Source organism: Enterobacter cloacae complex sp. (assembly GCF_900322725.1).
Taxonomy (GTDB): Bacteria; Pseudomonadota; Gammaproteobacteria; order Enterobacterales; family Enterobacteriaceae; genus Enterobacter; species Enterobacter quasihormaechei.
In genome coordinates, this window is the sequence record NZ_LT991958.1 from 243,570 (window position 1) to 264,255 (window position 20,686).

General features: G+C 45.2%; 27 protein-coding genes. All 27 read right to left on the bottom strand.

Going from position 1 to position 20,686, the window contains the following annotated elements; genetic code table 11:
* Nucleotides 1-472: 472 nt before the first annotated feature.
* The 27 genes from DBR02_RS24925 to DBR02_RS25065 all read right to left on the bottom strand — a co-directional run bounded on the left by DBR02_RS24925 (nt 473) and on the right by DBR02_RS25065 (nt 20,623).
* Entirely contained in the window at nt 473-1,711 is a 1,239-nt protein-coding gene (locus DBR02_RS24925) for an IS110-like element ISEsa2 family transposase (RefSeq protein WP_000219087.1), read from the bottom strand.
* A gap of 421 nt (nt 1,712-2,132) precedes the next feature.
* Entirely contained in the window at nt 2,133-3,473 is a 1,341-nt protein-coding gene (locus DBR02_RS24930) for an ISNCY family transposase (protein WP_000589001.1), read from the bottom strand.
* 174 nt (nt 3,474-3,647) lie between these two features.
* Nucleotides 3,648-5,017 (bottom strand): IS3-like element ISKpn8 family transposase gene (locus DBR02_RS24935; protein WP_085949440.1). Its coding sequence is split into 2 segments (ribosomal slippage): nt 3,648-4,537 and nt 4,537-5,017, totalling 1,371 coding nucleotides; the frame shifts between segments, so codons are not numbered across the junction.
* A 332-nt stretch (nt 5,018-5,349) separates the two neighbouring features.
* Nucleotides 5,350-5,955 (bottom strand): hypothetical protein, encoded by a 606-nt coding sequence (locus DBR02_RS24940; protein ID WP_000137794.1) that lies wholly within the window; start codon nt 5,953-5,955, stop codon nt 5,350-5,352.
* Nucleotides 5,956-6,171: 216 nt separating this feature from the next.
* Nucleotides 6,172-6,453, bottom strand: a complete 282-nt coding sequence (locus tag DBR02_RS24945; protein ID WP_000703842.1) for a hypothetical protein — start codon at nt 6,451-6,453, stop codon at nt 6,172-6,174.
* 145 nt (nt 6,454-6,598) lie between these two features.
* A complete protein-coding gene (locus DBR02_RS26835; protein WP_000802040.1) occupies nt 6,599-6,775 on the bottom strand; it encodes a hypothetical protein in 177 nt (58 codons plus the stop codon).
* Nucleotides 6,776-6,828: 53 nt separating this feature from the next.
* Complete coding sequence (locus DBR02_RS24950; RefSeq protein ID WP_000633161.1) at nt 6,829-7,140, bottom strand: hypothetical protein; 312 nt, start codon at nt 7,138-7,140, stop codon at nt 6,829-6,831.
* Between the two features lie 222 nt (nt 7,141-7,362).
* Nucleotides 7,363-7,563, bottom strand: a complete 201-nt coding sequence (locus tag DBR02_RS24955) for a hypothetical protein (protein ID WP_000814953.1) — start codon at nt 7,561-7,563, stop codon at nt 7,363-7,365.
* 39 nt (nt 7,564-7,602) lie between these two features.
* Nucleotides 7,603-7,827 (bottom strand): hypothetical protein, encoded by a 225-nt coding sequence (locus tag DBR02_RS24960; protein ID WP_000551490.1) that lies wholly within the window; start codon nt 7,825-7,827, stop codon nt 7,603-7,605.
* A gap of 54 nt (nt 7,828-7,881) precedes the next feature.
* A complete protein-coding gene (locus DBR02_RS24965; protein WP_000781547.1) occupies nt 7,882-8,085 on the bottom strand; it encodes a hypothetical protein in 204 nt (67 codons plus the stop codon).
* Nucleotides 8,086-8,637: 552 nt separating this feature from the next.
* Entirely contained in the window at nt 8,638-9,129 is a 492-nt protein-coding gene (locus DBR02_RS24975) for a DUF3085 domain-containing protein (protein WP_001371932.1), read from the bottom strand.
* A 4-nt stretch (nt 9,130-9,133) separates the two neighbouring features.
* Entirely contained in the window at nt 9,134-9,445 is a 312-nt protein-coding gene (locus DBR02_RS24980) for a DUF957 domain-containing protein (RefSeq protein WP_001165367.1), read from the bottom strand.
* 516 nt (nt 9,446-9,961) lie between these two features.
* Entirely contained in the window at nt 9,962-10,282 is a 321-nt protein-coding gene (locus DBR02_RS24990) for a hypothetical protein (RefSeq protein WP_000071366.1), read from the bottom strand.
* 178 nt (nt 10,283-10,460) lie between these two features.
* Complete coding sequence (locus DBR02_RS24995; RefSeq protein WP_000336109.1) at nt 10,461-10,688, bottom strand: hypothetical protein; 228 nt, start codon at nt 10,686-10,688, stop codon at nt 10,461-10,463.
* Between the two features lie 174 nt (nt 10,689-10,862).
* Nucleotides 10,863-11,756: a hypothetical protein gene (locus tag DBR02_RS25000; protein ID WP_000252081.1), complete on the bottom strand. Its 894-nt coding sequence runs from the start codon at nt 11,754-11,756 to the stop codon at nt 10,863-10,865.
* The gene (locus tag DBR02_RS25005; protein WP_032666269.1) at nt 11,746-12,858 is read right to left on the bottom strand and encodes a toxic anion resistance protein; all 1,113 of its coding nucleotides are present in this window, start codon (nt 12,856-12,858) and stop codon (nt 11,746-11,748) included. Before DBR02_RS25005 ends, DBR02_RS25000 begins: the two co-directional genes overlap by 11 nt.
* Nucleotides 12,855-13,664 carry a toxic anion resistance protein gene (locus DBR02_RS25010; RefSeq protein WP_000368643.1) on the bottom strand — a complete coding sequence of 270 codons (810 nt, stop codon included), beginning with the start codon at nt 13,662-13,664 and terminating at the stop codon, nt 12,855-12,857. The genes DBR02_RS25005 and DBR02_RS25010 overlap by 4 nt, the downstream gene beginning before the upstream one ends.
* Before the next feature lie 570 nt (nt 13,665-14,234).
* On the bottom strand, nt 14,235-14,846 hold the full coding sequence (locus DBR02_RS25020) for a DUF6012 family protein (RefSeq protein ID WP_001371923.1): 612 nt from the start codon (nt 14,844-14,846) through the stop codon (nt 14,235-14,237).
* Between the two features lie 110 nt (nt 14,847-14,956).
* Entirely contained in the window at nt 14,957-15,490 is a 534-nt protein-coding gene (locus tag DBR02_RS25025) for an HNH endonuclease (protein ID WP_000241452.1), read from the bottom strand.
* 54 nt (nt 15,491-15,544) lie between these two features.
* Nucleotides 15,545-15,739: a hypothetical protein gene (locus DBR02_RS25030; protein ID WP_000159617.1), complete on the bottom strand. Its 195-nt coding sequence runs from the start codon at nt 15,737-15,739 to the stop codon at nt 15,545-15,547.
* Nucleotides 15,736-16,047, bottom strand: coding sequence for a hypothetical protein (locus DBR02_RS25035; RefSeq protein ID WP_000172888.1), 312 nt, complete (start codon nt 16,045-16,047; stop codon nt 15,736-15,738). Before DBR02_RS25035 ends, DBR02_RS25030 begins: the two co-directional genes overlap by 4 nt.
* Nucleotides 16,048-16,109: 62 nt before the next feature.
* The gene (locus DBR02_RS25040; RefSeq protein ID WP_001180999.1) at nt 16,110-16,349 is read right to left on the bottom strand and encodes a hypothetical protein; all 240 of its coding nucleotides are present in this window, start codon (nt 16,347-16,349) and stop codon (nt 16,110-16,112) included.
* Between the two features lie 249 nt (nt 16,350-16,598).
* Entirely contained in the window at nt 16,599-18,011 is a 1,413-nt protein-coding gene (locus DBR02_RS25045) for a hypothetical protein (protein WP_022646499.1), read from the bottom strand.
* Between the two features lie 153 nt (nt 18,012-18,164).
* Nucleotides 18,165-18,494, bottom strand: coding sequence for a hypothetical protein (locus DBR02_RS25050; protein WP_000140246.1), 330 nt, complete (start codon nt 18,492-18,494; stop codon nt 18,165-18,167).
* A gap of 116 nt (nt 18,495-18,610) precedes the next feature.
* The gene (locus DBR02_RS25055) at nt 18,611-19,579 is read right to left on the bottom strand and encodes an IS5 family transposase (RefSeq protein WP_016151349.1); all 969 of its coding nucleotides are present in this window, start codon (nt 19,577-19,579) and stop codon (nt 18,611-18,613) included.
* A 1-nt stretch (nt 19,580) separates the two neighbouring features.
* Nucleotides 19,581-19,781 carry a hypothetical protein gene (locus tag DBR02_RS25060; protein WP_022646497.1) on the bottom strand — a complete coding sequence of 67 codons (201 nt, stop codon included), beginning with the start codon at nt 19,779-19,781 and terminating at the stop codon, nt 19,581-19,583.
* 50 nt (nt 19,782-19,831) lie between these two features.
* Entirely contained in the window at nt 19,832-20,623 is a 792-nt protein-coding gene (locus DBR02_RS25065; RefSeq protein ID WP_000774871.1) for a hypothetical protein, read from the bottom strand.
* Nucleotides 20,624-20,686: the final 63 nt, after the last annotated feature.

Consider the following 20,686-nt stretch of genomic DNA (forward strand, 5'->3'; position numbering starts at 1 on the left):
TGAGTCCTTAGTAAATTTATCGATGATCTTAATCATACAAAAGAATTATTAGGATAACCTTAATTCTTAAAATTGCAGCAGGCATTAGTTCACCTCTGATATGGCCACTTGCGAAATGGGAATGGTAACTGTTATTACTATGTGTTTACTTGCTGTTCTTGTTACGCAGCCCCTTAAACACATTACTTTCAAATATGATTTCCTGCTGGGTTTAAATATGTGTCTTTCTATAGTGCGGCAACCTATTTTTACACCAACTCATGAATTAAATAAGAATCATAAATTAAATGAGAGGTTTAATTCTCTTGCTTAACGCGATGATATTAAATGGAAATTTTAATTTTTGTAATTTATTAAACAGTTAGAATGAGACATGGTAAATACGATCTTCCTTTAGATAATTCTGATAGCACTTTTTCTACTGGGCAGTCTGCAATGTCCGCTTCACGCCCTGAGACATTCGACAAGCTTTTTATGGCTTCAGTAAGGGCGAGTGTCTCGCTTCGAGAGCCAGCAAATATTTCGCTTCGTCATAACAGGTTCTGGCCTTCCAGCAGCGGTAAATGATCCTTATCCATTTGAACGCCAGTGCCCGGATCGCAGACTGATGAGATTTGCCCTTTTCTCTAAGGCCCTGATAATACAGTTTGGCCCAGTATGATGAATTAACCGTCTTGGCAGCCCATTCAACAAAGGTCTGCCTGACGAACTTGGCACATTGCCATCGCCAGTGAACCCATGATTTTTGGCCGCTTCGTTCGGTCACCGGTGCTATACCTGCGTAGTTTTGAATTTCTTCAGCGCTGTTAAACCGGTCACGATTATCACCAAGTGCAGCAAGCATCCGTGGGCCCATGCACGGTCCCATGCCCGGAAGTGATTTGAACAGCCCCGCATCTGGCAATGTGTCAAACAGCGTTTCGATTCGTTCGTCATAGGTTTTGATGATTTCACTCACGACTTTAATTTGTGTCGCCAGTGCTGCTGCCATCAAAGCATTAGCCTCTATAACACTCGGGTCTGTAGTCAATGGGATCGCATTATCAATACTCGCAACACGTTGCTCGGTAAGGGCCATAGCGCGACCACCTTTGGCATTCAGAAAGTTGCGGATCGTGTCGCGTCTGGCTCGTTTCAGTTGTTGCAGACTGGGCCACCGGATAATCAGCTCACACAACAGTAAGCTACCCCGATGTGAGAACCACTCCAGTGGCTGAGGATAATACTGTTTAAGCGTGTTGATTATCCGGTTCACAAAGCGTCGTTTATCTTCAACCAACTGACGACGTTGCTCAACCAGTTGCTGAAGTAAGCGAATATCCGCATTGTCGGGTTCAATAGCTTTTATCTTCTGGGGGTAACGCAGCATTAACTCTAATGCCAGCTCGGCATCCTGCGGATCATCTTTAGCGCCGCTGGGCGAGAAGGCTTGCCGATAACGAGCCAGGGACAATGCGTGGACGGGGAAAACGGTGATAAAGGGGTATTTTTGAAGAGCATATACCACGGGGCCCTTCTTCAGTTCGAGAGCTATTGCGATTCTACCTTTTACTTTCTGGTGTAACTCAGTAAGCCAGGCATCAAGCGCTTCTGCTGTATGTTCAATCACATCGAATACGCGTTCACCGTTTTTAAACTGAACACAGACATCGTGTTTTTTATCAGCCCAGTCCAGACCAACGTGCGCAGCAAATTGATTAGTCACAGTCATCACCAACTCCTTTTTATCGGGGATTGGTATGCATTCCACGCTCTTCGAAAGAAATATAGCCAGCAGTTTATCTGCATGCCCTGAGTATTCGTTAGCGAACGTGGAGCACCTACTGGCTCGAAAGAAAAGCGGCGATCATCACATGATTCTCGCTCAATATTCGTAACCAGTAAGCGCATACCCTGAATCACTTCAAAGTGTAATTCTCAGGGTACGAATGACTATATCTCGCTCTTAGCGGACATTAGCATAGGCTATTTACCATAACGCCGCATTACGCGTACCGCTCAGACGGCCTGAGCGCGTTTCTGACGTGTCCCCGTTAAAAACAGTAACAAACCACCCGAAAATGCACGCCAGAAACGCTACGTAAGAATCTATCCTATGACTGGATATGCACTCAACTGAATAACGCCTGGTTTCAGTCCATTTTATCGGGATCAGCCTTCTTTCTGGGTAATTTAGGGGGCTTCACTTGCTGATTACTTTGCGTGCGGCGCGTGAGCCAAGGATGGTCAGCTTTAGGTTTTACGTAGAATTTTGAGCGTAAATCAAAACGGGCATTATCCACACGTTCATGGACACTTTTTTCATCATCCAGTGGTATAGGCTCCGGGCCATCAACATATTTTTCCCATCCCAACGCTTTCCCATCATACAGAACCTTAATTTCACCGTTAAAGCTTTCGCATACCGTGACAACCGAATGCCGAAGTCGATATCCCCGGCCTTCACTGCGAATCTGAAACGCACTGCTTTTGTACTGGAAAGTGAGATTTTTGGAGAGAACGCGCTTCGCCTGGAGGCTGAAGATATAACCCAGTTCCTCTTCAGAATGGTGTACATCAAGATGGGCGTTATCAGCAATACGAGGCGGCGTAGCAAACCGGTTGTTATAGGCTTCAATAAAGGTCGGCAACCATGCGTTTGCTGTTTCAATATCACTGATACCCTGAAGCCGCATTTCTTTGACCAGCCTGTCCTGCAGTGTCTGATTGGCACGCTCTACCCGCCCTTTTGCCTGCGGGCTGTTGGCATGGATTGGCTCGATGCCCAGTGTCTTTATCGCACGTGTGAACTGAGTCAACTCTCCTTCCCGCTCCGGGTTATTTACTCTGAATATACTGTGTCTGTCAGAATAGAGAGCCAGTGGTACGCCATGATCATTAAGGTAACCCCGGAGGGTTTCCATGTAAGCCCGGGTTGTTTCTGCAGGAGCGAATCGTAGCGCCATCAGAGCGCTGGTAGCATCATCGATAAAGACTATCAGTGTGCATTTGGGGCCCCGACCTTCAAACCAGTCATGAGGCGAGCCATCAATCTGGATGAGTTCACCGTAGGATGGGCGCCGCATCCGGCGCTGATAAATTCGGGCAAACTTACGACGACGTTCGCGCCATATGCCCTCCTCTACCATCCACTTCCTGAGAGTTTCAATGGATAAACACAAGCCGTGTATCTCGCGCAATTTTTCGCACGCAAGCGTAGGTCCAAAATCAGCGTAGCGGCCTTTGAGGAGTGAAATTACTGTTGCTCTGAATTCGGTAGAAAAGGAATTATTGGGACGCTTTCCACGTCGGCGGGAAACTAGACCAGAAGGCCCTTCATTTCTATACCGTTGCACCAGACGTTTAACCTGCCGAATAGAAATGCCAATGCGTGCCGCAGCTTGTTCCTGAGTAATATGGCGATTAAGTGACTCCTGAATAATGTGAAGTCGGTCGAGTTCCTTATGACTCATCGTAACAGTCTCTTTGATCATGAAAAATCCCCCAGAGAATTGTCTGGGGACATTTTAGAATGGTTCAAAGGGGACATTACAGCTTGGTGTTAACAATGGCCTTCTTCTCCTTGCATTTAAGCAGGCAAGAGGCTACTCTGAATGTGACTAGCATACAGGGGCCTCGGGTTGTACTGACCCCAAAAAGTTGGACAGTTAAACACGAGGCACATAGGTCTGGGTTCGATATTCAATTGGACTCAGACCTTTTAATTTCAGGCTAATTCTTCTGCTGTTGTAGTAGTCAATATATTCCGTAACAGCATCCTTCAGTTCGCTTATATTACTGAACTCGTCAAGATAAAAACACTCCGACTTTAAGGTTCCAAAGAAACATTCCACGACTGCATTATCCAGACAATTGCCTTTTCTGGACATGCTCTGTGTAATGCCTTGTTCTTTAAGGATGTTTTGATACCTTCTCATACGATACTGCCATCCCTGGTCAGAGTGCAGAATAGGATGCTCGTGAGGCTTAAGCTTTTTGAATGCCTGATCGAGCATATTCTCGACCATGTTCATCACAGGTCTTTCCGACAGGCTGTAAGAAATAACTTCGTTGTTGAAGAGATCTATTACTGGAGACAAATACAGCTTTCGCCCATTGACTGCAAATTCAGTAACGTCGGTAACCCACTTCTCGTTTGGCCGTGTAGCCTTGAAATCCCTTTGGAGAACATTGGGGGCGGTTTGCCCTACCTCTCCTCTGTAGGAGCTGTATCGTTTGACCTTAATCGCTGCCTTAAGCGAGAGGGTTCCCATCAGGCGCTGAACGGCTTTATGGTTAATCCGTTCCCCGTCTCGATGGAGAGACAACGTTACCCTACGGTATCCGTAACGACCTTTATTCTCGTGATAAATCTCACCAATACGCTTTTTAACATCCGCATACTTATCAGGCTTGCTGAGAGCCTTTAGATGGTAATAAAACGTACTGCGCGGTATCTCCGCTGCCTTGAGAAGCTCATCAAGAGGGTAAAACTGCCTTAGCTCGTTGAGTACTTTCACTTTTTCGCGGGATGAGCTAAGGCTTTCAGCTTTTTTAGATACGTAAGCCGCATTTCAAGGAATCGAACTTGTCTTTCAAGATCCTCAATACGTCGGTCTTTCGACAGCTCCAATGCTAACGCCGCTTTTTCTGGATCAACTGACATTGTAATGTTTCTTTTGGTGCCGATCTTGAGTGCGCGTAAACCAGCTTCTCCGTGCTCCTCATAGACTTTCAGCCACTTGGCTACAGAACCACTACCAGCAAGCATAAAGTGAGCAGCAGCCTGATTGAGGGACATCTGCTGCTCGGTCACGGCTTTCACGACCTTAATGCGCAACTCTGGATCAGCACTAACGCCTTTAGGTTTGGGAATTAAACCTTTTTCTCCATGTTTTTCATAGAGGGCAACCCACGTCCTGACCTGGGTTCGAGGCACACCAAAACGTGCAGAGATGATCCTGTAACCATCATCAGTTGTGAAGTAGTGATTCACGACTTCAAGGCGCTTTTCGAAGGGGTATTTTGGCTTTGACATATCAGGGACTATTCCATTTCATCGTCCAACAAAATGGGTGCAGTACAGGTTAATTGAAAAATTACTCGGGGCTTTCTGCTTTTACCACAGTCAAACAGTGTTACCGCTGGCTGGGGCAAAAGCCTCCAGCACCAGCGTTATTATACCACCCTGCCCTGATCAGCCAAACACCCCGCCTACATAAATTACTGATTTTTCATTTATTTGACATGATTCACTTCCGGTTGTCGGCGAAAGTCATTTTATACTAAAGAAAAGGGTAACGGGCAGCTGCTGGGTCGGAACATACAGTGCAGTTCCTGCCCGTTTAATTTCCGGATGCAATGGTAGGATCAGGAGGCACTGCTTCCGTTGATTAGGGAAATCTTATGTGCCTGAATACGGCTGTATTCGAGATGGGATGCAATATTACAGATGCGCTCCAGTCGATCATGCAGCCTCGTGTAGGTCAGTCGATGAATACCGGACATTTCATCAAGTAGCCAGCGCTTGATGTAAGGGTTACAGGAAAGCCGGGCAAGATCGTCGTCATCCACTTCGTCAAAGAACCAGTACTGCTCCATCGGGACTACCTGAAATATCCACGGCCGGGGATAGTCCCCTGTGACAACCAAAAACCATGCAAGAAAGCATAGACACAGCTCAACGACCATAAGCATCGAAAATTGCGAATAACTTAGACCGGGCACATAGGGTGAACTATCCGCAACATACCCCCTGAGCAATTCCGCCACAAGGTAGCCCAATAGCGTCAAGGCCAGCATCAGGGTCAGGATTAATCCCCCATTAAACGCTACCGAAGCCTTTTGAACCCGATCAGGTGCTGTCCGGCTGCGATAGTTGGTCACTACTCTTTCTACAAGTGCCCTTATGGCAGCCTGTTCTTTACTGACATCAGCTCCGGAAAAACCGGACGGGCTTTTATTTAATTCAGTCATACCCCACTCCTGTTATGTGCTCTACTTAACAAACACGTAGATCATACAGAGCTCACGGACGCACTCCTGCCAGATAAAGGAGGGAATTTGGCTGTAAGACGGTTAGCCAACAGTTCAGGTTATGCGTGGGATCCGCCCAGTCAGAAAGGATTCCGTTAATAACAGGCAAGGTTAAAGGCAGATGGACGGTGAAATTGTGGGTGCTAAAAGGGGGTATTACTCTTTTTCCTGCATAGCGGTTTTTTCAGCCCGGGTGGCCAGACGAACATTTCCGAAAGGCTCACGGACAAGCAGTGGCTTCTCCTTCTTCCAGCCCCTGATAGCCGTTTCTCCAAACCGACGTGGTGCATTGCCGTTCCAGCGAGCAATCACATGGTTATCATGAATTTCAATAATGACAACGGGGTGGACAATGACCGTTGAAATGGTGGTATTTCCCATTTTGGTACGGGTTACAGACCAAACCTGCATCCCGGATTCCAGCTGGCTGATTTTCATATTATATCCTTAAGCCATCACGAACTGCGCCACAAACAATTAATGTGGCGCAATTTACCATAAACAATAAACATCAGATACCCGTGAAAAGATTTCCCTTTATTTTAAAATTCTTCTGGAGAAAAAATGATATTTCCAGAAGAGGTCAGCGAAATTCAGAAACGGCCATCACAATGGTGCTGCGCTGACGCTGGCGTTCTGCCTTGCGCTGCCTGCGGCGATAGATCTGTTTTGCGCTGACGTAAGGGCAGTCCTCACGGGTATACCAGCAGCAGCCGCAAGGTTCGGGCCGGGGTTTTCCGGCAAGTCCAAATGGTTTCATCAAGTCACCTTTTTAATGTTTTTAATGGAAAGATACTTACCTAACCCATTGTTTTATAGGAAATAACGTTGTTGCATAAACAGATACAGATAACCCTCAGGAGAAAACATGCAAAGGTTATCAGTGATAACCGCGTCCAGATACCGAGTGTCAGTCTGTAAACGTTTTATCACCAGAAAATGTGCTGCCGCAGCCTTAATGCCAGAACTACCGTTTACAACATTATGTATACCCGCTTTGAATAACGAACGAGCATGAATTACCTTTTCCCGGGCCGCTTCGATCTCAGCATTAATAACGCATTGCCGCGCCTGGATGACTGCCTCTCCGGTTAAATCGCGGAAATTCATTAGAGATGTGATCATGATTGACTCTCCAGATTATGTGGAATCATTATAACAACTGGCACCACGCCACAAATAACCTGAGATAAATTCTTTGAAATATTCCTATATATAAGGAATTACAGTCGGAAAAGAAACAATGAAATAGCGCCGACCGCTTAAAATCGATAAATTAAAATGGACGGCACTGGAATGAAAAACTGAAAGTAGTAAGACCGTAATTATCCTTCACGGATGTAAGCTTTAAAAGAGGAGTACTGGCAAAGCTTTGCCAAGTACTTCGGCGGTTGTGTCTACGATTTTACGGATGTCATCGATCTGCGAAGGCTTATTCAACACCACCGTAAAAAGCTCTCCTTCGTTATCAGCCTGCTCGCAGTTTCCGTATCGGCTCCCGTCGTACAGCTGCACAATACGTGACATAGAAGACTTTGTTTGTTTCATGGCTTTGCACCTGCTTTTAGGCAGTTTGGTTACTGGTTATCAGAAGCTGGTTTCATGCGCTTCCGGCTGGGACACGAACTGGTATTTGACGCCGCCAGGCACACCTACTGCTTCGGCAATAGAGTCGCAAAGCCGCGATAAATCATTTAGTGTCATCGGATATTCAATATCTACTGAATATAAAGCACCTGCATTTTCAGCATCTTCGATGTTTTTATACTGGGCACTAAATATAGCAATGGTCTGAATTTCGTGGTTATGCATGAACCGGTCCTTATTAAATTATAAAAGCCACCCGAGAGTGGCCTGAGTGGAAACTTAAATCTGTGAAGTATATTTGAGAGATTTTTTGCGATCCAGATGCCGGGCAACAATGGTTCCGATAACAAGTAGCGTGATGACCGCACTGAAGAAGGTGCTGTCAGGGACGCCCTGGAAAAAATCACTGAAACTGTAAACAATAAAAATCAATGCGCAAAAATAGAAAACGATACGAACATAAGGGGTAAAAAACATTTTCATCGGTTGCCTTCCATTCAGGGAGAATTCTCAGTAATTACATCACACCTGAAGAGAAACTATTTTCGTATAAATGAGCATTTTCGACATATCAGAGGGGGGTTTTACTCATAAATGAGGTAGTAAGGGTCACACTTGAGATGAAAGTTACTTTCCTGGCTGCGAACGAACTATCTCAAATGTTAGAGGTGTGCGTTCGCCTTAAGAGCTTCATGCCCTGAGGAGCTCAACTTGAGCCGATAGTATAAACCTGGCTCCAGATGCCTTACTGGCTGGCATAACTCCACGAGGCCCAGCCGGAACAGGACCGGAGAGCTCCTGCACGTCACATCATCAGGATTCCCCATAAACGTACGCCGTTCTCTGGCCCGTCTGAAATTGCCAGAGATATCATAGATCGTGCCGGATGCCATCCGTCTTAACACGTAAATCTGCGCCCTTGTAAGCTTCTGGGCGGAACTGCTTAAACCTGACATACCTTCCCGGCCTTATATAAAACAATCCGCCAGCAGCTCGACTGGCGGACAATGTTTGACTGGAAACAGCAAGGACATACTATTTGCTGACAAGTTTGATATTGGTTTCACTCATTCGAAGTCGAAACTCCTGAAAACCCTGCTCTACCGCTAACTCCAGCCACTCAACGGGAATGGTATAGCTACAATCAGACCCACCCAAAGCGGCATCACAAGCGTAATCCCAGTCCTCATCCAGTTTTGGATTCATCCCCTGGGCGTAAGCCACAGTATCGCGGGATGCGGGAGAGCCCTCAAGCTCAGCATTAGTGATCAGGTATACACCATGACTGTGCGCGAGAAGCACTTTTGGCACCAGATGTGTGCTGGCAATTTTTGAGGATGAGGGAAAGAAAACCCTACCAGCTTTACGCGCCTCTTCTTCAGTCTGTCCCTCAGCGTTAAGGAGGGCTCCCCCCGGATAGCATGCCGGGTCATAGATCTGATCTGGGGTGACCGAAAACGTTTTTGCGGTGCGAATTTCTTCGATCAGTTTATTGATATCTGCCATTTCAAATACGAGAGTGGTCACAGGCTTACTCTCCCTCTTCAGTGGACAACATCAGATACTTTGTTGCCAGCAGAAGCTCTCCCACATCCTTGAGGGACAATTCAGCTTTGCCTTCTACGGCAAGCTGCAAGCGCTGTCGAATTGCATGAACAGAATCTGAAGATAAAGATGCCATTTTGCGCAAAACGGCATTAGCCTTTTCTACAGCAGGATACAGAATTTCTGAGTTGGTATTATCTTCGTCATTATCAAAGATAATTTCAGAATCCATATTGATGTTATCTTCAAGCCAGCTTGAAAGCACTTCAAGTAATGACATCACCTTTTCAATTTGCATATCGCCTCCTCTGTTAACATGAAACAAATATAACAAAGTGGCTTACCCGGCTAATAACCTGAGCAGAAAGTTTTCGAACTTAGTTTGAAAACAAGTTTTCTGCTCAGGTTAATGTTAAAGTCGCTGGGTAAAAGATAAAAGGCACTGAAGATGATTTAAGCATCAAACAGACTAAATAGGATTCCGTCTTTTATAACGCTTTTAAAATAGAATGAATGAAATATAAATTTTGCGTTTAAGAATGAACGCTGTAGAGGATGATTTATCCTGTGATATGCAGTTTGTGGCCTTTAAAAAGGCTTTATTATGGACTTGAATTGCAAAGAGAGCACCGACATTTTTCTGGGGGCTCCCGCAGAGAAAAAGCTGTGAGGTTATGAAGACGTATAGGAGGTATTCGGCGAAATACTGTATGGCCACAGGAGAGCTTCAGCACCCATATCCTGCCGCCTCGCTCGCCTGTGGTGATTTCAATATGTTCTACGTCATACCACGTAGTTGTATTTCTCACTTTGTTTATGCTTCCTGACACCGCGTGAACGCAATCTTCGTCTGGATGCGTTCATAGATGGAAAACTGCCTTTCAATGGAATCGGCATTAGACAGTAATTCATGAAGCTCAGCAGAATCTGTATCAGGAACGATAGCGACAGAAACTCCATATTTACGCCCAGTTCTGATCAGGTGCGCAAGTTTTTCCTTCTCTGATTCTGTGAGCATTGCCAGATCCCTTCCGGATACCTGCTCGATAAATGGACCAAGGTTTTTCGGAAAAAAGGGTTCGGCATCAGAATTATGTACCGGGAGCGTTTGCGGCTTATCGAAGCTATTGGACATGAAAAGAACCTTTATAGTTAGAGAGGTGGAGACTGAATGCGTAGCCCATTAAAATTAGTAGTGCCACACTCGAATGCTAATCATACTTTATGATGGCTATGGTAGGAATGGCCGTCAACTTAAACCGCCAGAAGCGAGCCATTCACCGTTAAAGTAACTTTCCCGTATGATGTTCTTTTTATGGAATGAGTTGTTCACACTCCTCTTTAAGAGCCGCCCTGGAACGAGATCGACAGACTTTGCTTAATGAAGAGCGTAATTGATGTTCATCAACCCCATCAGCGACAAACTGACCAATTTTCTTTTCAAGACGCTGCATTGCCTCATAAAGCTTGGCATCAGTATTATTTTTAAGAAACCTCAGTATATAATCAGCAATAATTTGAACAGGAGTAAAGTTACACATCATGTATCCTTAATAAGTTGTGTAAAAATAAAACCATAAAAAACATAATCAGAAGTAGATTATTATACTTGAGTAAGCTTTTCAGCTAACAAGCTGGAGAAGCAGATTCCGGTAAATTACTACATATTTGATAAAAGTTACTGAATAAAAAAGCCCAGCGTACCGGGCTTTCATTCAATTTGATTCTAAGAATCTGACTCGCCGCCTGATTTTTATACCAAGAAGAGCGAACAAAACGCCAACGAATGCGACGGGACTACCTACTTTAAGACAATTAACCGACGCTTTTGAAAAGGTATGTGATTTAGACATACGTTTTTGCTCATAACGAATCGCAAGTGGTGAGACGGATTTATCTAAAGCTGTCTTTTCCAATGCATAACGAACTTTCACGGGAATATTTGACTGTAATACACCAGACATATACGCCCTAACAACATTCTGTGTTAACTTCACATCTGGCTTGCCGAGTTTTATATGTAGTTGCGCCTTTAAATAGTTTACAGATACCTCTTCGCCTGAGGGCCAATTACTATCATTTAAATATGCGACAAGTTTATCGTATTTTTCATGTTTTACATATTTCTTGATAACCTTTACAGTCGAAGCTGAAGTGGCATCAGTCTCTTCCGAACCTAAAGCAGATGTAAAAACTGACAAGCCGATAAGAAAAGCGCCAGCAATTAGAAGCATCGGGAATATCTCACCTATTTCCTCCCCCTTTAAAATTTTAAAGGCAGTTGAAGAAACTACTAATAGCCCCATAATCCCTAATAGCAACTTAGAATATGTAGTTAGGAAGCCTCCAAATGCATCGCCAAAATCCGAAACCACTAACTTATCTTCACCTTCAGATGAATTGAAGAATGACAAGGGCACATCAATATCAAAGTCCAGAACTGAAGGTGAGAGGTGTAATGACAGCAACCACAAGCAAAGACCAAAAATCATTATCAGCAGGCCCGCACCAAATATCGCGAAACCTGAATTTCTAATCTTTATAGACCGGTGAAAAAGAAATGACAGTTCACGGGAAAAATCGTCACTACTCTTAAGGTTACGCACCATGATCTACCCCTTTTTGTGTCAGTCGGGTGCGCAAATTCTCACGCATGGCAAGAACCTGTTTTTCTGTTTCCCTGAGCTTAATAGCCCCTTCTCTCTGGATTTTAACAACATCGCCAACCGTCTGGATAAGCGTATCCTGCACCTCTTTAAGGGTGCTTATATCAATAACCAGCCGTTGGTTTGCTTTCATAGTTTCTACTGCATTGCGATGCAGTAATTTTGCATTACTACGGAGTAACTCATTGTTGGCATTATCGATATCATTGGCAAGATTTACAGCGTTACGCTGTCCATTTAGAGAAATGGCTAACAGAAACTGACGCTTGAAATTAGGGACAGTAACCTCTTTGACGCTATGAAACTTGTCGATAAGACTTTGGTTATTTGCCTGTATAATCCGTACCATTGGCAATACTTGCATAGCAGACTGCTGAGAAACAACTAAATCGCCAATACGTTTTTCTAAATTAGCAATTAGCGTATCCAGATCAGATACTTCCTGGAACTTAGCAGGATTGTTACCAACATTAGCTCTGAGATTTTCTGCTTTTAATTGTAATTCTCCCAGCCTTAATTTACCGGCAGCAATATGTACACCTGTTAAGTGGTGTTCTTTAACGACTTCATCAAACATTTGCTGGAGCGAAATATTATTAGAACCGAGGCTATTCTGTGTAACTGAAACCTCTGAAACCAGAGCATCGATTTGTTCACGAGTTGATTCAAACTGTGCGGCGAAATTCTTCCCACGGGTGCGGATTTTATCCAACAAAGGGCCAATAACTGGCAGATTTGAACGACTTTCAGTTAAGTTCGAGATGTTTACATTTCTTGCAAGGTTGATAATTTCAGTTAATTTGCTCCCGGCTTCGTCTAAATCTTTATTGCGAATTTGCTCAAGCAGGCTATCCGCATAATTAGCAGTGTTTTCCCCCATTGCCCGGCCAAAACGATAAACTGTTCCTGGATCATCGGCATTAATGCATTCCGCGACGGCTTTAATCTCTTGTTCATCTTGCTCATTCAGCCCGAACTTTTCCAGTTCAGCGGAAGTCAAAGTAAAAGCAACAACCTCAGTTCTGGTGGTCAAATTATTAATCATTTTTGGAATCCCTCTAAATTTTGTCGCAGGCTTTTTAGAAGAGCCTCGTGGGCCTGATTAGCTTTTCTAACAATCGTAGGGTCAGTGTTATTTACTGATAACAGCGAAAGTGTGTGTTGCCGCCATACTGGAACCAGGACTTTTATAGTTTCGTTAAAGCGGTCAGCAATATCTATACAAGTCCCGCGAGTGATTTCCATCTGCATGGCGGCCATTTCATGAGACGCAAGCAGTGTTGCCAGGTTAGCTAAACGTCTGGCAAATCTTTCCCTCGGTTTATCGAAGACAAGGCTTAGATCGTCACTATTTTTTTCTTCGGTAGAATCCCTAAGGAACTCATGGCCTGCCTGGATAAAAATTTTAAGGCGTTTGATTTCTGACACATATGTTTCAAGCAGCTCTTCTAAAGCCAGTAGCGTCTCATTCACATGTGTCAGATATCCGTTCCCCTCATTAATAAGATTTTCCACCTTCTCACGTGCGTGTTGGTAACGAACGCGCTTTTCAAGGTGTTTGCCCGTAAAGCGGGAAAACCAGGATGGATTGCTACTGATAGAACGTGGATCTGCCTCCGCTAAGGCACTTACGATACGGTTCAAGGCTCCTGATAAAGCGGTAACTGCGTCTTTCTCCAGAAGATTTGAATACTTATCCATAGCCTTCGAAGATAAAGCCGAGTCGCCGTAATGGCTTATTGCCCCAGCATTAAGCAGAAGACCGGGTATAAATTCTTCTTTGAGTTCTGCTATCGATATGTTGCTGCTGTCAGTTGAAACGTTCATTTTTGCCTCAAAATGGTTATCCATGACAGCCTATCATTTACCGTTCTGCTGATTTTTCGGTTAAAGCGCCAAAACCTGGGTTTATCCGTTTTCGAGGCAAAAAAATAGAATCTGATCCTCACGTAACCCTTTGCCATTCTGATTAAAGGAGAAGTCCCCTACTGTCTGTGCACTGAATTCAGCACTGGATGAAGTTAGGACATGAAGTGCACATAGATCCCCTGCTTGACCTACCAATCACCGCCTTCAATGTTTAGATCTGGTGACCTTACAGCGACCATTTCTCTAACCGGATGGTCATTGTTGTCGTGGCTGCTCCCCAACAGCAGGCTTACCGTTCCGCTGGCAGAGTAATACATCGCGTCAGGAAAGTGCTCCCTGACCTCCTAAAGCAATTTGTTCATGCTGTTAGTTAAACGATAAAAGCGTCGGGCTGCGTTCGGCATAGCTTCTTCCAGGAGGTCAGAAGCATCAATCTCACGGCCGTTTATAACGCGGAGAATATCTTGCTCATCCATAGGTTACTCCCAGGCAATAAATCAAAGTGGCCAGGCAAAAGGAGACTCGCCTGGCATCAAAAAGAATAAAAGGTCGTTACGAACTGATAATGATGGCCTGGTCAGTTTGAGGAAGTCGGTTTCCTCTGATGAATGCTGGATGGCTTAAACGAGCAGATGACATGGTCATCGCCAGAAATGTCTCTTCACGCGAACGCAGCAATTCCCCCCATGAATAGGTTTCCCATACGTCGTGGGAAAGATCGGATTCCTTTATGTACCTTGACTGCATTGTTGGTTCAAAATCGACGGGAGCTAGACTGTCATAGGATGGATGTACACGGTACCCCAATTCTTCCTCCCTCTGATGGTATGCATGTGCCAAAAGGACATCATGGGAGACCAAGTCATAGTCTTTGTCCTGAACGAGCGTTTTTACGGTATGACTAATTTTTCCAAAGCCTTCAATTTCCCAGATTGTTATCATTGTGAACTCAGTTAAAGTCCGTGGGCTTTTTACCAGAAAGCCATTTAATGCACGTCGCCCCTTCAACATGACAACGTGGTAGGACTTGTTGGGATAAGGTTTCATTGCCACCAGCGAATCAGCTTTAAGCTCAAGTGACAATTCAGGTACAGAAACTGACACGAGAGTACACTTGTTTTTCATATGGTGAAGAATACGGGGCACAAGATGCAGATACATCATTTTCTCCTTTGAAGGATATACCAGGCAGCTCCTCAGCAGCATCAAAATATTTAAATCACTCTTTAATTAGTAAACCACTGCTGATTAACTTCTTTTATGTTTCACAGAAATTATTCGTTTTGTTTCTGTTCGTTATACTGCTCAAACCAGAAGACGACCGGTTTTTCTACAATATGAAGCAACCCAAAACGTTCTGCGGTACGGAAATTCACGCTATATGCGCGAGCCCGTTCAACCTGTTTGGTAATTTCTTTTCTCATTCCTTCAACACTAAAAGCTCCTTTAAAAAGGTTGCAGGGGGCGCATGATGGAAATAAGTTTTCTATAGCATGCAGTTCAGGGTGCATAACCTTACCCGTACTTCGGGCAACATGAGTTACGCCGCTGCCGACAGGGGCTCTCACCAGTTCAAAGTCGCGTCGAACAGGCTCAACATGATCGGCATGCCACCCTTTTTCAGGAAGCTTGCAACCACAATAGGCACAACGCCCCCCAAATTTCATTCGCAGCTCAGCTCGCTGTATTTTAGAGATCTTATTTTTAGGTTTTGAGAACCTACCATCAGGTGATTCAGCTTTGGATAACTTTGCTGAGGGCTCAGGTAATTCAACTAAATTCCCGTTGATATTTATCACCTTGACCATATCATTTTCCGCCTTTACTAAGCTCACGGGCACAGGAACTGGCTTAAGTAACCGCTAAAGATAACAGCCACTGACTGCATCTACCCAGACCTTCTGTTTATACTCAATAGGCCACCCCTCTTTATCTGCCCGGATGACGCAATCATTTACCGTGGTGCGTGACCGGATACGAACATCAAGCGGAAGCGAATCGTTATCCACACGAGCCTGTGCCTCATTTAAAATGCGTAAAAACATCTCTTTGGTCATTCAGATACCCCCTCAACTTTGCGAATTTTGATCAGATGAGGGCGACTCAGTTTACAAAGTTGTTCTGTCGCTTCATCAATCGAATTGAACCGATGAGCCTCTTCGATATTTAAAGTCCAGTATTTCGCTTTCCCTTCTCCCAGATCGGACTCAAAATAATTTCGCTTTACATCCATTTTTTTAGGCCTGCCATTTATCTTGACGACATTATGTCTGTCATCAAAAAGAAATTCGTCCCCCTCAAAAGTGATTAATACAAATGGCCCCTCAGGCTTGGAAGTCCGGGAACTTTCCATTTTCAAAGTCATACTTCAGCCTCTCGATAGAACTCATGAAACGTCAAATTAAAATGGACTCACACCACACTGATTCAGTATTCCTCCTGAACCCCATTAGGCTCTGTTGTGATTTCATATTTAATTCCGCCAGGTGCTCCCACAGCGTCCGCGACCGACTCACACAGCAGCGAGAGATCGTTGAGGGTCATTGGGTGTTCAATGTCCAGCGTGAAGAGTTTCCCGGCTTGCTTGGCGGCTGTCTTGTCAGCATGTTCGGCATTAAAAAGGTATACGGTGTGTTTTTCCTGAGCGGGTGTATTTTGATTTTGCATTGATGATCCTTTTGTTTAGTTCCCCGATTCCGGGGGTGAGTGAATTAATTTAAATTTATATTCGTCTGGTTTAATTAGAACGTTTCCACGCTATGCGTAAACAGGTAATGCAAGGGCTGTATCAACAGGATTAAAGTTACTTTTCTGGATGCAGCAACGCTTGGACATGATGTCCACATTACATCACGATCAAAGCTAAGTTTTTTTTGTATAACCCCTCCATTTTCGTGTGTTTCGCGTTTCAGACGCTTATACGACCTGCTTGACCATCCTCATCAGAAGGCGGTTTAACAGTCCTTTCGCTGTCGGGCGATTGCTATCGACATAGTAAAAACCTGTTTTGGTCGTACCGTGAGCACTGCTCAGCACCCTCAGTTCCCAGATAACGTCACGGATAACGCCGCCATTTTCTGGCTTAAGGCATTCAGATAAATGGCGCATGAAACGAGCTCTTACGGCACGGTAATAGCGGAACTCCTCTGGCTGGTTAGTATTTTCTTTCACCCGGAGTCGCTGGTTACACAGAGTTAGAACTGCATCCATCATTCCCGCCTTCAGCTTCGCCTGGATCGCACCTTGTTGCTGTTCCCTCTCACCTTCGAGTAACGTTAAAATTCTTTCTCCGAGTGCCGTCTTGTTGTGTACGTGCAACTGAACACAGGCAGCTACGCATGCCCAGAATCTGAACTTTTTTATCTGTCCACGCAATTTCCGGGCTACAACCTGACGGTATGCAGAATCACTGAGTATTTTAAAACGCCGACTGGCAACCAGCTCTGGAAGCGACACTCTGTCGCCTATCCCCAGGCGGGAAAAGGTTTGTCCCCGCTGTGCGAGACGATGATAGACAGCGCCCTTGCCTTTTGAAATTCGGACCGCGCCATAACGAAGAAGATACTGAGCAGCAGTCGTTGGAGTAAACTCACCGTCAGCGATGCGCTGGCGTAACCCGTCGTATTCATGCCAGATAATCCAGGACGCCGTATCTTCTTCAACAGTCAGCTCATCCTCTTCCTCGAATGCCACGACGACAGAACTGCTCTCTCCGGTCTTTAGGCTACGTGAAGCCCTGGGGTCAGCCTGCCCGTCAAAATAGGTCATCAGCGGCAACGTATCAGTCAGTCCATCATAAGCTGTACCGAACCGGCCTCCGGGCAGTTTCATCCAGAGTGGAGCTGGCATTGGTGTACGGGGCACAGGCTGCATGTCAGGCTCATCCTCAAGAAGGTCCAGATCGGCCTCTTCCCAGACCCTGCGATAGATCTCAATTGCCCGAAACGGGCGAGGGTTGAAACAGTGCAACGACCAGAGGAAATCAACGTGGATCACGTTTGCTTCCTGTACAAGCCGAAATTGTGGCTCAGCCATACGACGGTTATAAGCCGTATCGTCAACCTCGCCGGAAAGTAGCTTTCTGCGATGCTCTGCCGCACGTCTTGCTTCAACATAATCAAGGCTGCAACAGGCATGAAAAAGACGTTCAGTCAGGGACGAAGAAAAGATATTGGGTTGAAGACGCACATATCCGCCTTCGAACACTTTACGACCGATATAATCCCGCAGGCTCCAGTCGTACTGGATCTTAGAAAGAAATCGCTGAAGACGACTCAGGCCAGCCTGATAACCGTATTTCTCCGGGTCAGTTCGAAGGAGCGTTTCCATTGAATGGTCAACCCCTACTGCTGTGCAAAATGAGCACCCTATAATTCTGATCATTTAGAAATTTTTTTGCGTTTAAAATCAATGAATTGAAAGATTTCATTTTTCTAAGTCTGATAAAACAGATGAAAACCCAACTGACTATACTCATAAAACTCAATCTTTGCGCTGCTGTACGATACCAGTAATTACAGGCGCCGAGTTTAACATCATGAAAAGTAGCCCAATAATGAATGACGCAACGCCAGCTGCGGTGCCTAACTTCTGACTGAACACCATTGAAACAAAGTACATATTTGGGATAAAAACGGACATAGCAATCACGAAAAGTAACTTATTCAGATAATTATTTATTCGGGTCTTAACCTCAACTCTATCATAAAAAGCCATCGAAACGTAAGCAGTTATCAGTGAATAAAAAGACCATGTCATATAGTTAACCGATTCATTAAATGCCTCTCGCAAAAGCAAAGCACTTTCTGTCATTCCCTACCTCATTAAATCAATAGAAAATAAATCTGAATAATTTATTTTTAAAAGAAAAGAGGCTTTGTTGAATAAATCAGATTTCGGGTAAGTCTCCCCCGTAGCGGGTTGTGTTTTCAGGCAATACGCACGCTTTCAGGCATACCTGCTTTCGTCATTTTGTTCAGCGCTCGTACCAGGGCCATAGCCTCCGCAACCTGACCATCGTAGTCACGCAGCGTCAGTGAACCCCCGAACAGCTGTTTTACCCGGTACATCGCCGTTTCCGCTATCGAGCGACGATTGTAATCTGTTGTCCATTTCCACCGCGCATTACTCCCGGTCAGCCGCTGATTCGCAACAGCACGGTTACGGTCTGCATATTCACCGGGCCAGTAACCCGCACCTTTTCGGGGCGGGATAAGCGCGCTGATTTTCTTACGCCGCAGTTCATCGTGACAGAGCCGGGTGTCGTAAGCGCCGTCTGCCGATGCTGCCCTGATTTTTCTGTGAGTCTGCCGGATAAGACCCGGGAAGGCTTCTGAGTCCGTCACATTGTTCAGCGACAGGTCTGCACAGATGATTTCATGTGTGTTGCTGTCAACTGCCAGATGCAACTTTCGCCATATACGACGGCGTTCTTTGCCGTGTTTTTTGACTTTCCATTCGCCTTCACCAAAGACCTTCAGCCCGGTGGAATCAATCACCAGATGCGCGATTTCACCTCGGGTGAACGTTTTGAAACTGACATTAACCGACTTTGCGCGCTTGCTGACACTGGTGTAATCCGGGCAGCGCAACGGAACATTCATCAGTGTAAAAATGGAATCAATAAAACCCTGTGCAGCCCGCAGGGTCAACCTGAACACGCGTTTAATGACCAGAACGGTGGTGATGGCGAGATCAGAATAGCGCTGAGGTCTTCCCCGTGATGAAGGCGTTGCCGACTCATACCAGGCCTGAATAGCTTCATCATCCAGCCAGAAAGTTATGGAGCCACGGTTGATGAGGGCTTTATTGTAGGTGGGCCAGTTGGTGATTTTGAACTTTTGCTTTGCCACGGAACGGTCTGCGTTGTCGGGAAGATGCGTGATCTGATCCTTCAACTCAGCAAAAGTTCGATTTATTCAACAAAGCCTCATAGAAGTAAAACTCAGTTAAATGAAGATCGTTTTCTTTCACGTATGCCGCCAATTTGCGGATACGCTGTTCAAGCATTGTATCTATCCGTAAGGAAACACTCTGCGGAACGTCACTTGCAAATTCATTGATACAATCAACGGTAGAAACTATGAATTTATTGGTCATGGCAGGCTCCAGGCCACCGGGGAAACCGGTGGCTACGGTAATTGGCAGGCTTAAGCGCCGCAAAGGGTGTCAAGGGAAGGGAGAAGCTTGCTCAGCTTGTCGTAATCGAGCGGAGACAGTTCTGTAACGAGTTCGACCGAAAGACTAGTGTTGTCTTCTTCACACAGAATATAGATTCCGTCTTCTGGCTCTTTTCCGGCACATGCCTTCAGTCGTTTGTTAACGACCTCCTGGGCTGAATCCGCTACGTCGCAGCTCAGGACATAGCTTGCCACATAGCTGCTCTCACCGTGGTAATGCGTCACTTTACACAGAGCATACTGGATACCGGCTTTGTGAGCCTCATTCATGAGACGAGAAAACTGACAGCCATCCTGGTAATAGTGGGTATCCTTTGTGACCAGAATAGTCATACCCCCAAATTCATCTGTCCGGCTTTTACTGCATGTAAATGCAGCAGTAATTGTTACCATTTCCGAGAGGTCGAATACCGACAGCACGGCAGTTGTGAGGCAAATTGCATGGTCAAGATCAATGGTCTCTCCATGAAAAACTGCCAGCCCACTGCTGGTAACTTCTGTTGCGAACAACAGTTCATAATTGCAGTCTGGGCAGGATGGTTGCCCAAAGCTCGGCTCAGAAGGGTCATACTCAGGGTGGTTCTCGATAATACTGAGGATCAGCTTCTCAGTCAGAGAACAATCTGTCAGTGGCTTATCAAGCAAACGCTCACCTTCTGCAATTTCTGCTTCGGTAACGAATGTGATTGCTTCTTGTGCCATTTTTGCCTGCTCCTGAGTGCAGGGAATAATAAACGACGCCTGAGTATAATTATCTGCCACAGTTGACTCCTTGATTATTTAATTAATGTATTTGATGAGAAGATCATAACAAATACACTAATA

Bases quoted from the DNA above. Each gene is read 5' to 3' on its own strand.
- DBR02_RS24925 (WP_000219087.1), bottom strand. From the start codon at position 1,711: ATGACTGTGACTAATCAATTTGCTGCGCACGTTGGTCTGGACTGGGCT.
- DBR02_RS24930 (WP_000589001.1), bottom strand. From the start codon at position 3,473: ATGATCAAAGAGACTGTTACGATGAGTCATAAGGAACTCGACCGACTT.
- DBR02_RS24940 (WP_000137794.1), bottom strand. From the start codon at position 5,955: ATGACTGAATTAAATAAAAGCCCGTCCGGTTTTTCCGGAGCTGATGTC.
- DBR02_RS24945 (WP_000703842.1), bottom strand. From the start codon at position 6,453: ATGAAAATCAGCCAGCTGGAATCCGGGATGCAGGTTTGGTCTGTAACC.
- DBR02_RS26835 (WP_000802040.1), bottom strand. From the start codon at position 6,775: ATGAAACCATTTGGACTTGCCGGAAAACCCCGGCCCGAACCTTGCGGC.
- DBR02_RS24950 (WP_000633161.1), bottom strand. From the start codon at position 7,140: ATGATCACATCTCTAATGAATTTCCGCGATTTAACCGGAGAGGCAGTC.
- DBR02_RS24955 (WP_000814953.1), bottom strand. From the start codon at position 7,563: ATGAAACAAACAAAGTCTTCTATGTCACGTATTGTGCAGCTGTACGAC.
- DBR02_RS24960 (WP_000551490.1), bottom strand. From the start codon at position 7,827: ATGCATAACCACGAAATTCAGACCATTGCTATATTTAGTGCCCAGTAT.
- DBR02_RS24965 (WP_000781547.1), bottom strand. From the start codon at position 8,085: ATGAAAATGTTTTTTACCCCTTATGTTCGTATCGTTTTCTATTTTTGC.
- DBR02_RS24980 (WP_001165367.1), bottom strand. From the start codon at position 9,445: ATGCAAATTGAAAAGGTGATGTCATTACTTGAAGTGCTTTCAAGCTGG.
- DBR02_RS24990 (WP_000071366.1), bottom strand. From the start codon at position 10,282: ATGTCCAATAGCTTCGATAAGCCGCAAACGCTCCCGGTACATAATTCT.
- DBR02_RS24995 (WP_000336109.1), bottom strand. From the start codon at position 10,688: ATGTGTAACTTTACTCCTGTTCAAATTATTGCTGATTATATACTGAGG.
- DBR02_RS25000 (WP_000252081.1), bottom strand. From the start codon at position 11,756: ATGGTGCGTAACCTTAAGAGTAGTGACGATTTTTCCCGTGAACTGTCA.
- DBR02_RS25005 (WP_032666269.1), bottom strand. From the start codon at position 12,858: ATGATTAATAATTTGACCACCAGAACTGAGGTTGTTGCTTTTACTTTG.
- DBR02_RS25010 (WP_000368643.1), bottom strand. From the start codon at position 13,664: ATGGATAACCATTTTGAGGCAAAAATGAACGTTTCAACTGACAGCAGC.
- DBR02_RS25020 (WP_001371923.1), bottom strand. From the start codon at position 14,846: ATGATGTATCTGCATCTTGTGCCCCGTATTCTTCACCATATGAAAAAC.
- DBR02_RS25025 (WP_000241452.1), bottom strand. From the start codon at position 15,490: ATGGTCAAGGTGATAAATATCAACGGGAATTTAGTTGAATTACCTGAG.
- DBR02_RS25030 (WP_000159617.1), bottom strand. From the start codon at position 15,739: ATGACCAAAGAGATGTTTTTACGCATTTTAAATGAGGCACAGGCTCGT.
- DBR02_RS25035 (WP_000172888.1), bottom strand. From the start codon at position 16,047: ATGACTTTGAAAATGGAAAGTTCCCGGACTTCCAAGCCTGAGGGGCCA.
- DBR02_RS25040 (WP_001180999.1), bottom strand. From the start codon at position 16,349: ATGCAAAATCAAAATACACCCGCTCAGGAAAAACACACCGTATACCTT.
- DBR02_RS25045 (WP_022646499.1), bottom strand. From the start codon at position 18,011: ATGGAAACGCTCCTTCGAACTGACCCGGAGAAATACGGTTATCAGGCT.
- DBR02_RS25050 (WP_000140246.1), bottom strand. From the start codon at position 18,494: ATGACAGAAAGTGCTTTGCTTTTGCGAGAGGCATTTAATGAATCGGTT.
- DBR02_RS25060 (WP_022646497.1), bottom strand. From the start codon at position 19,781: ATGACCAATAAATTCATAGTTTCTACCGTTGATTGTATCAATGAATTT.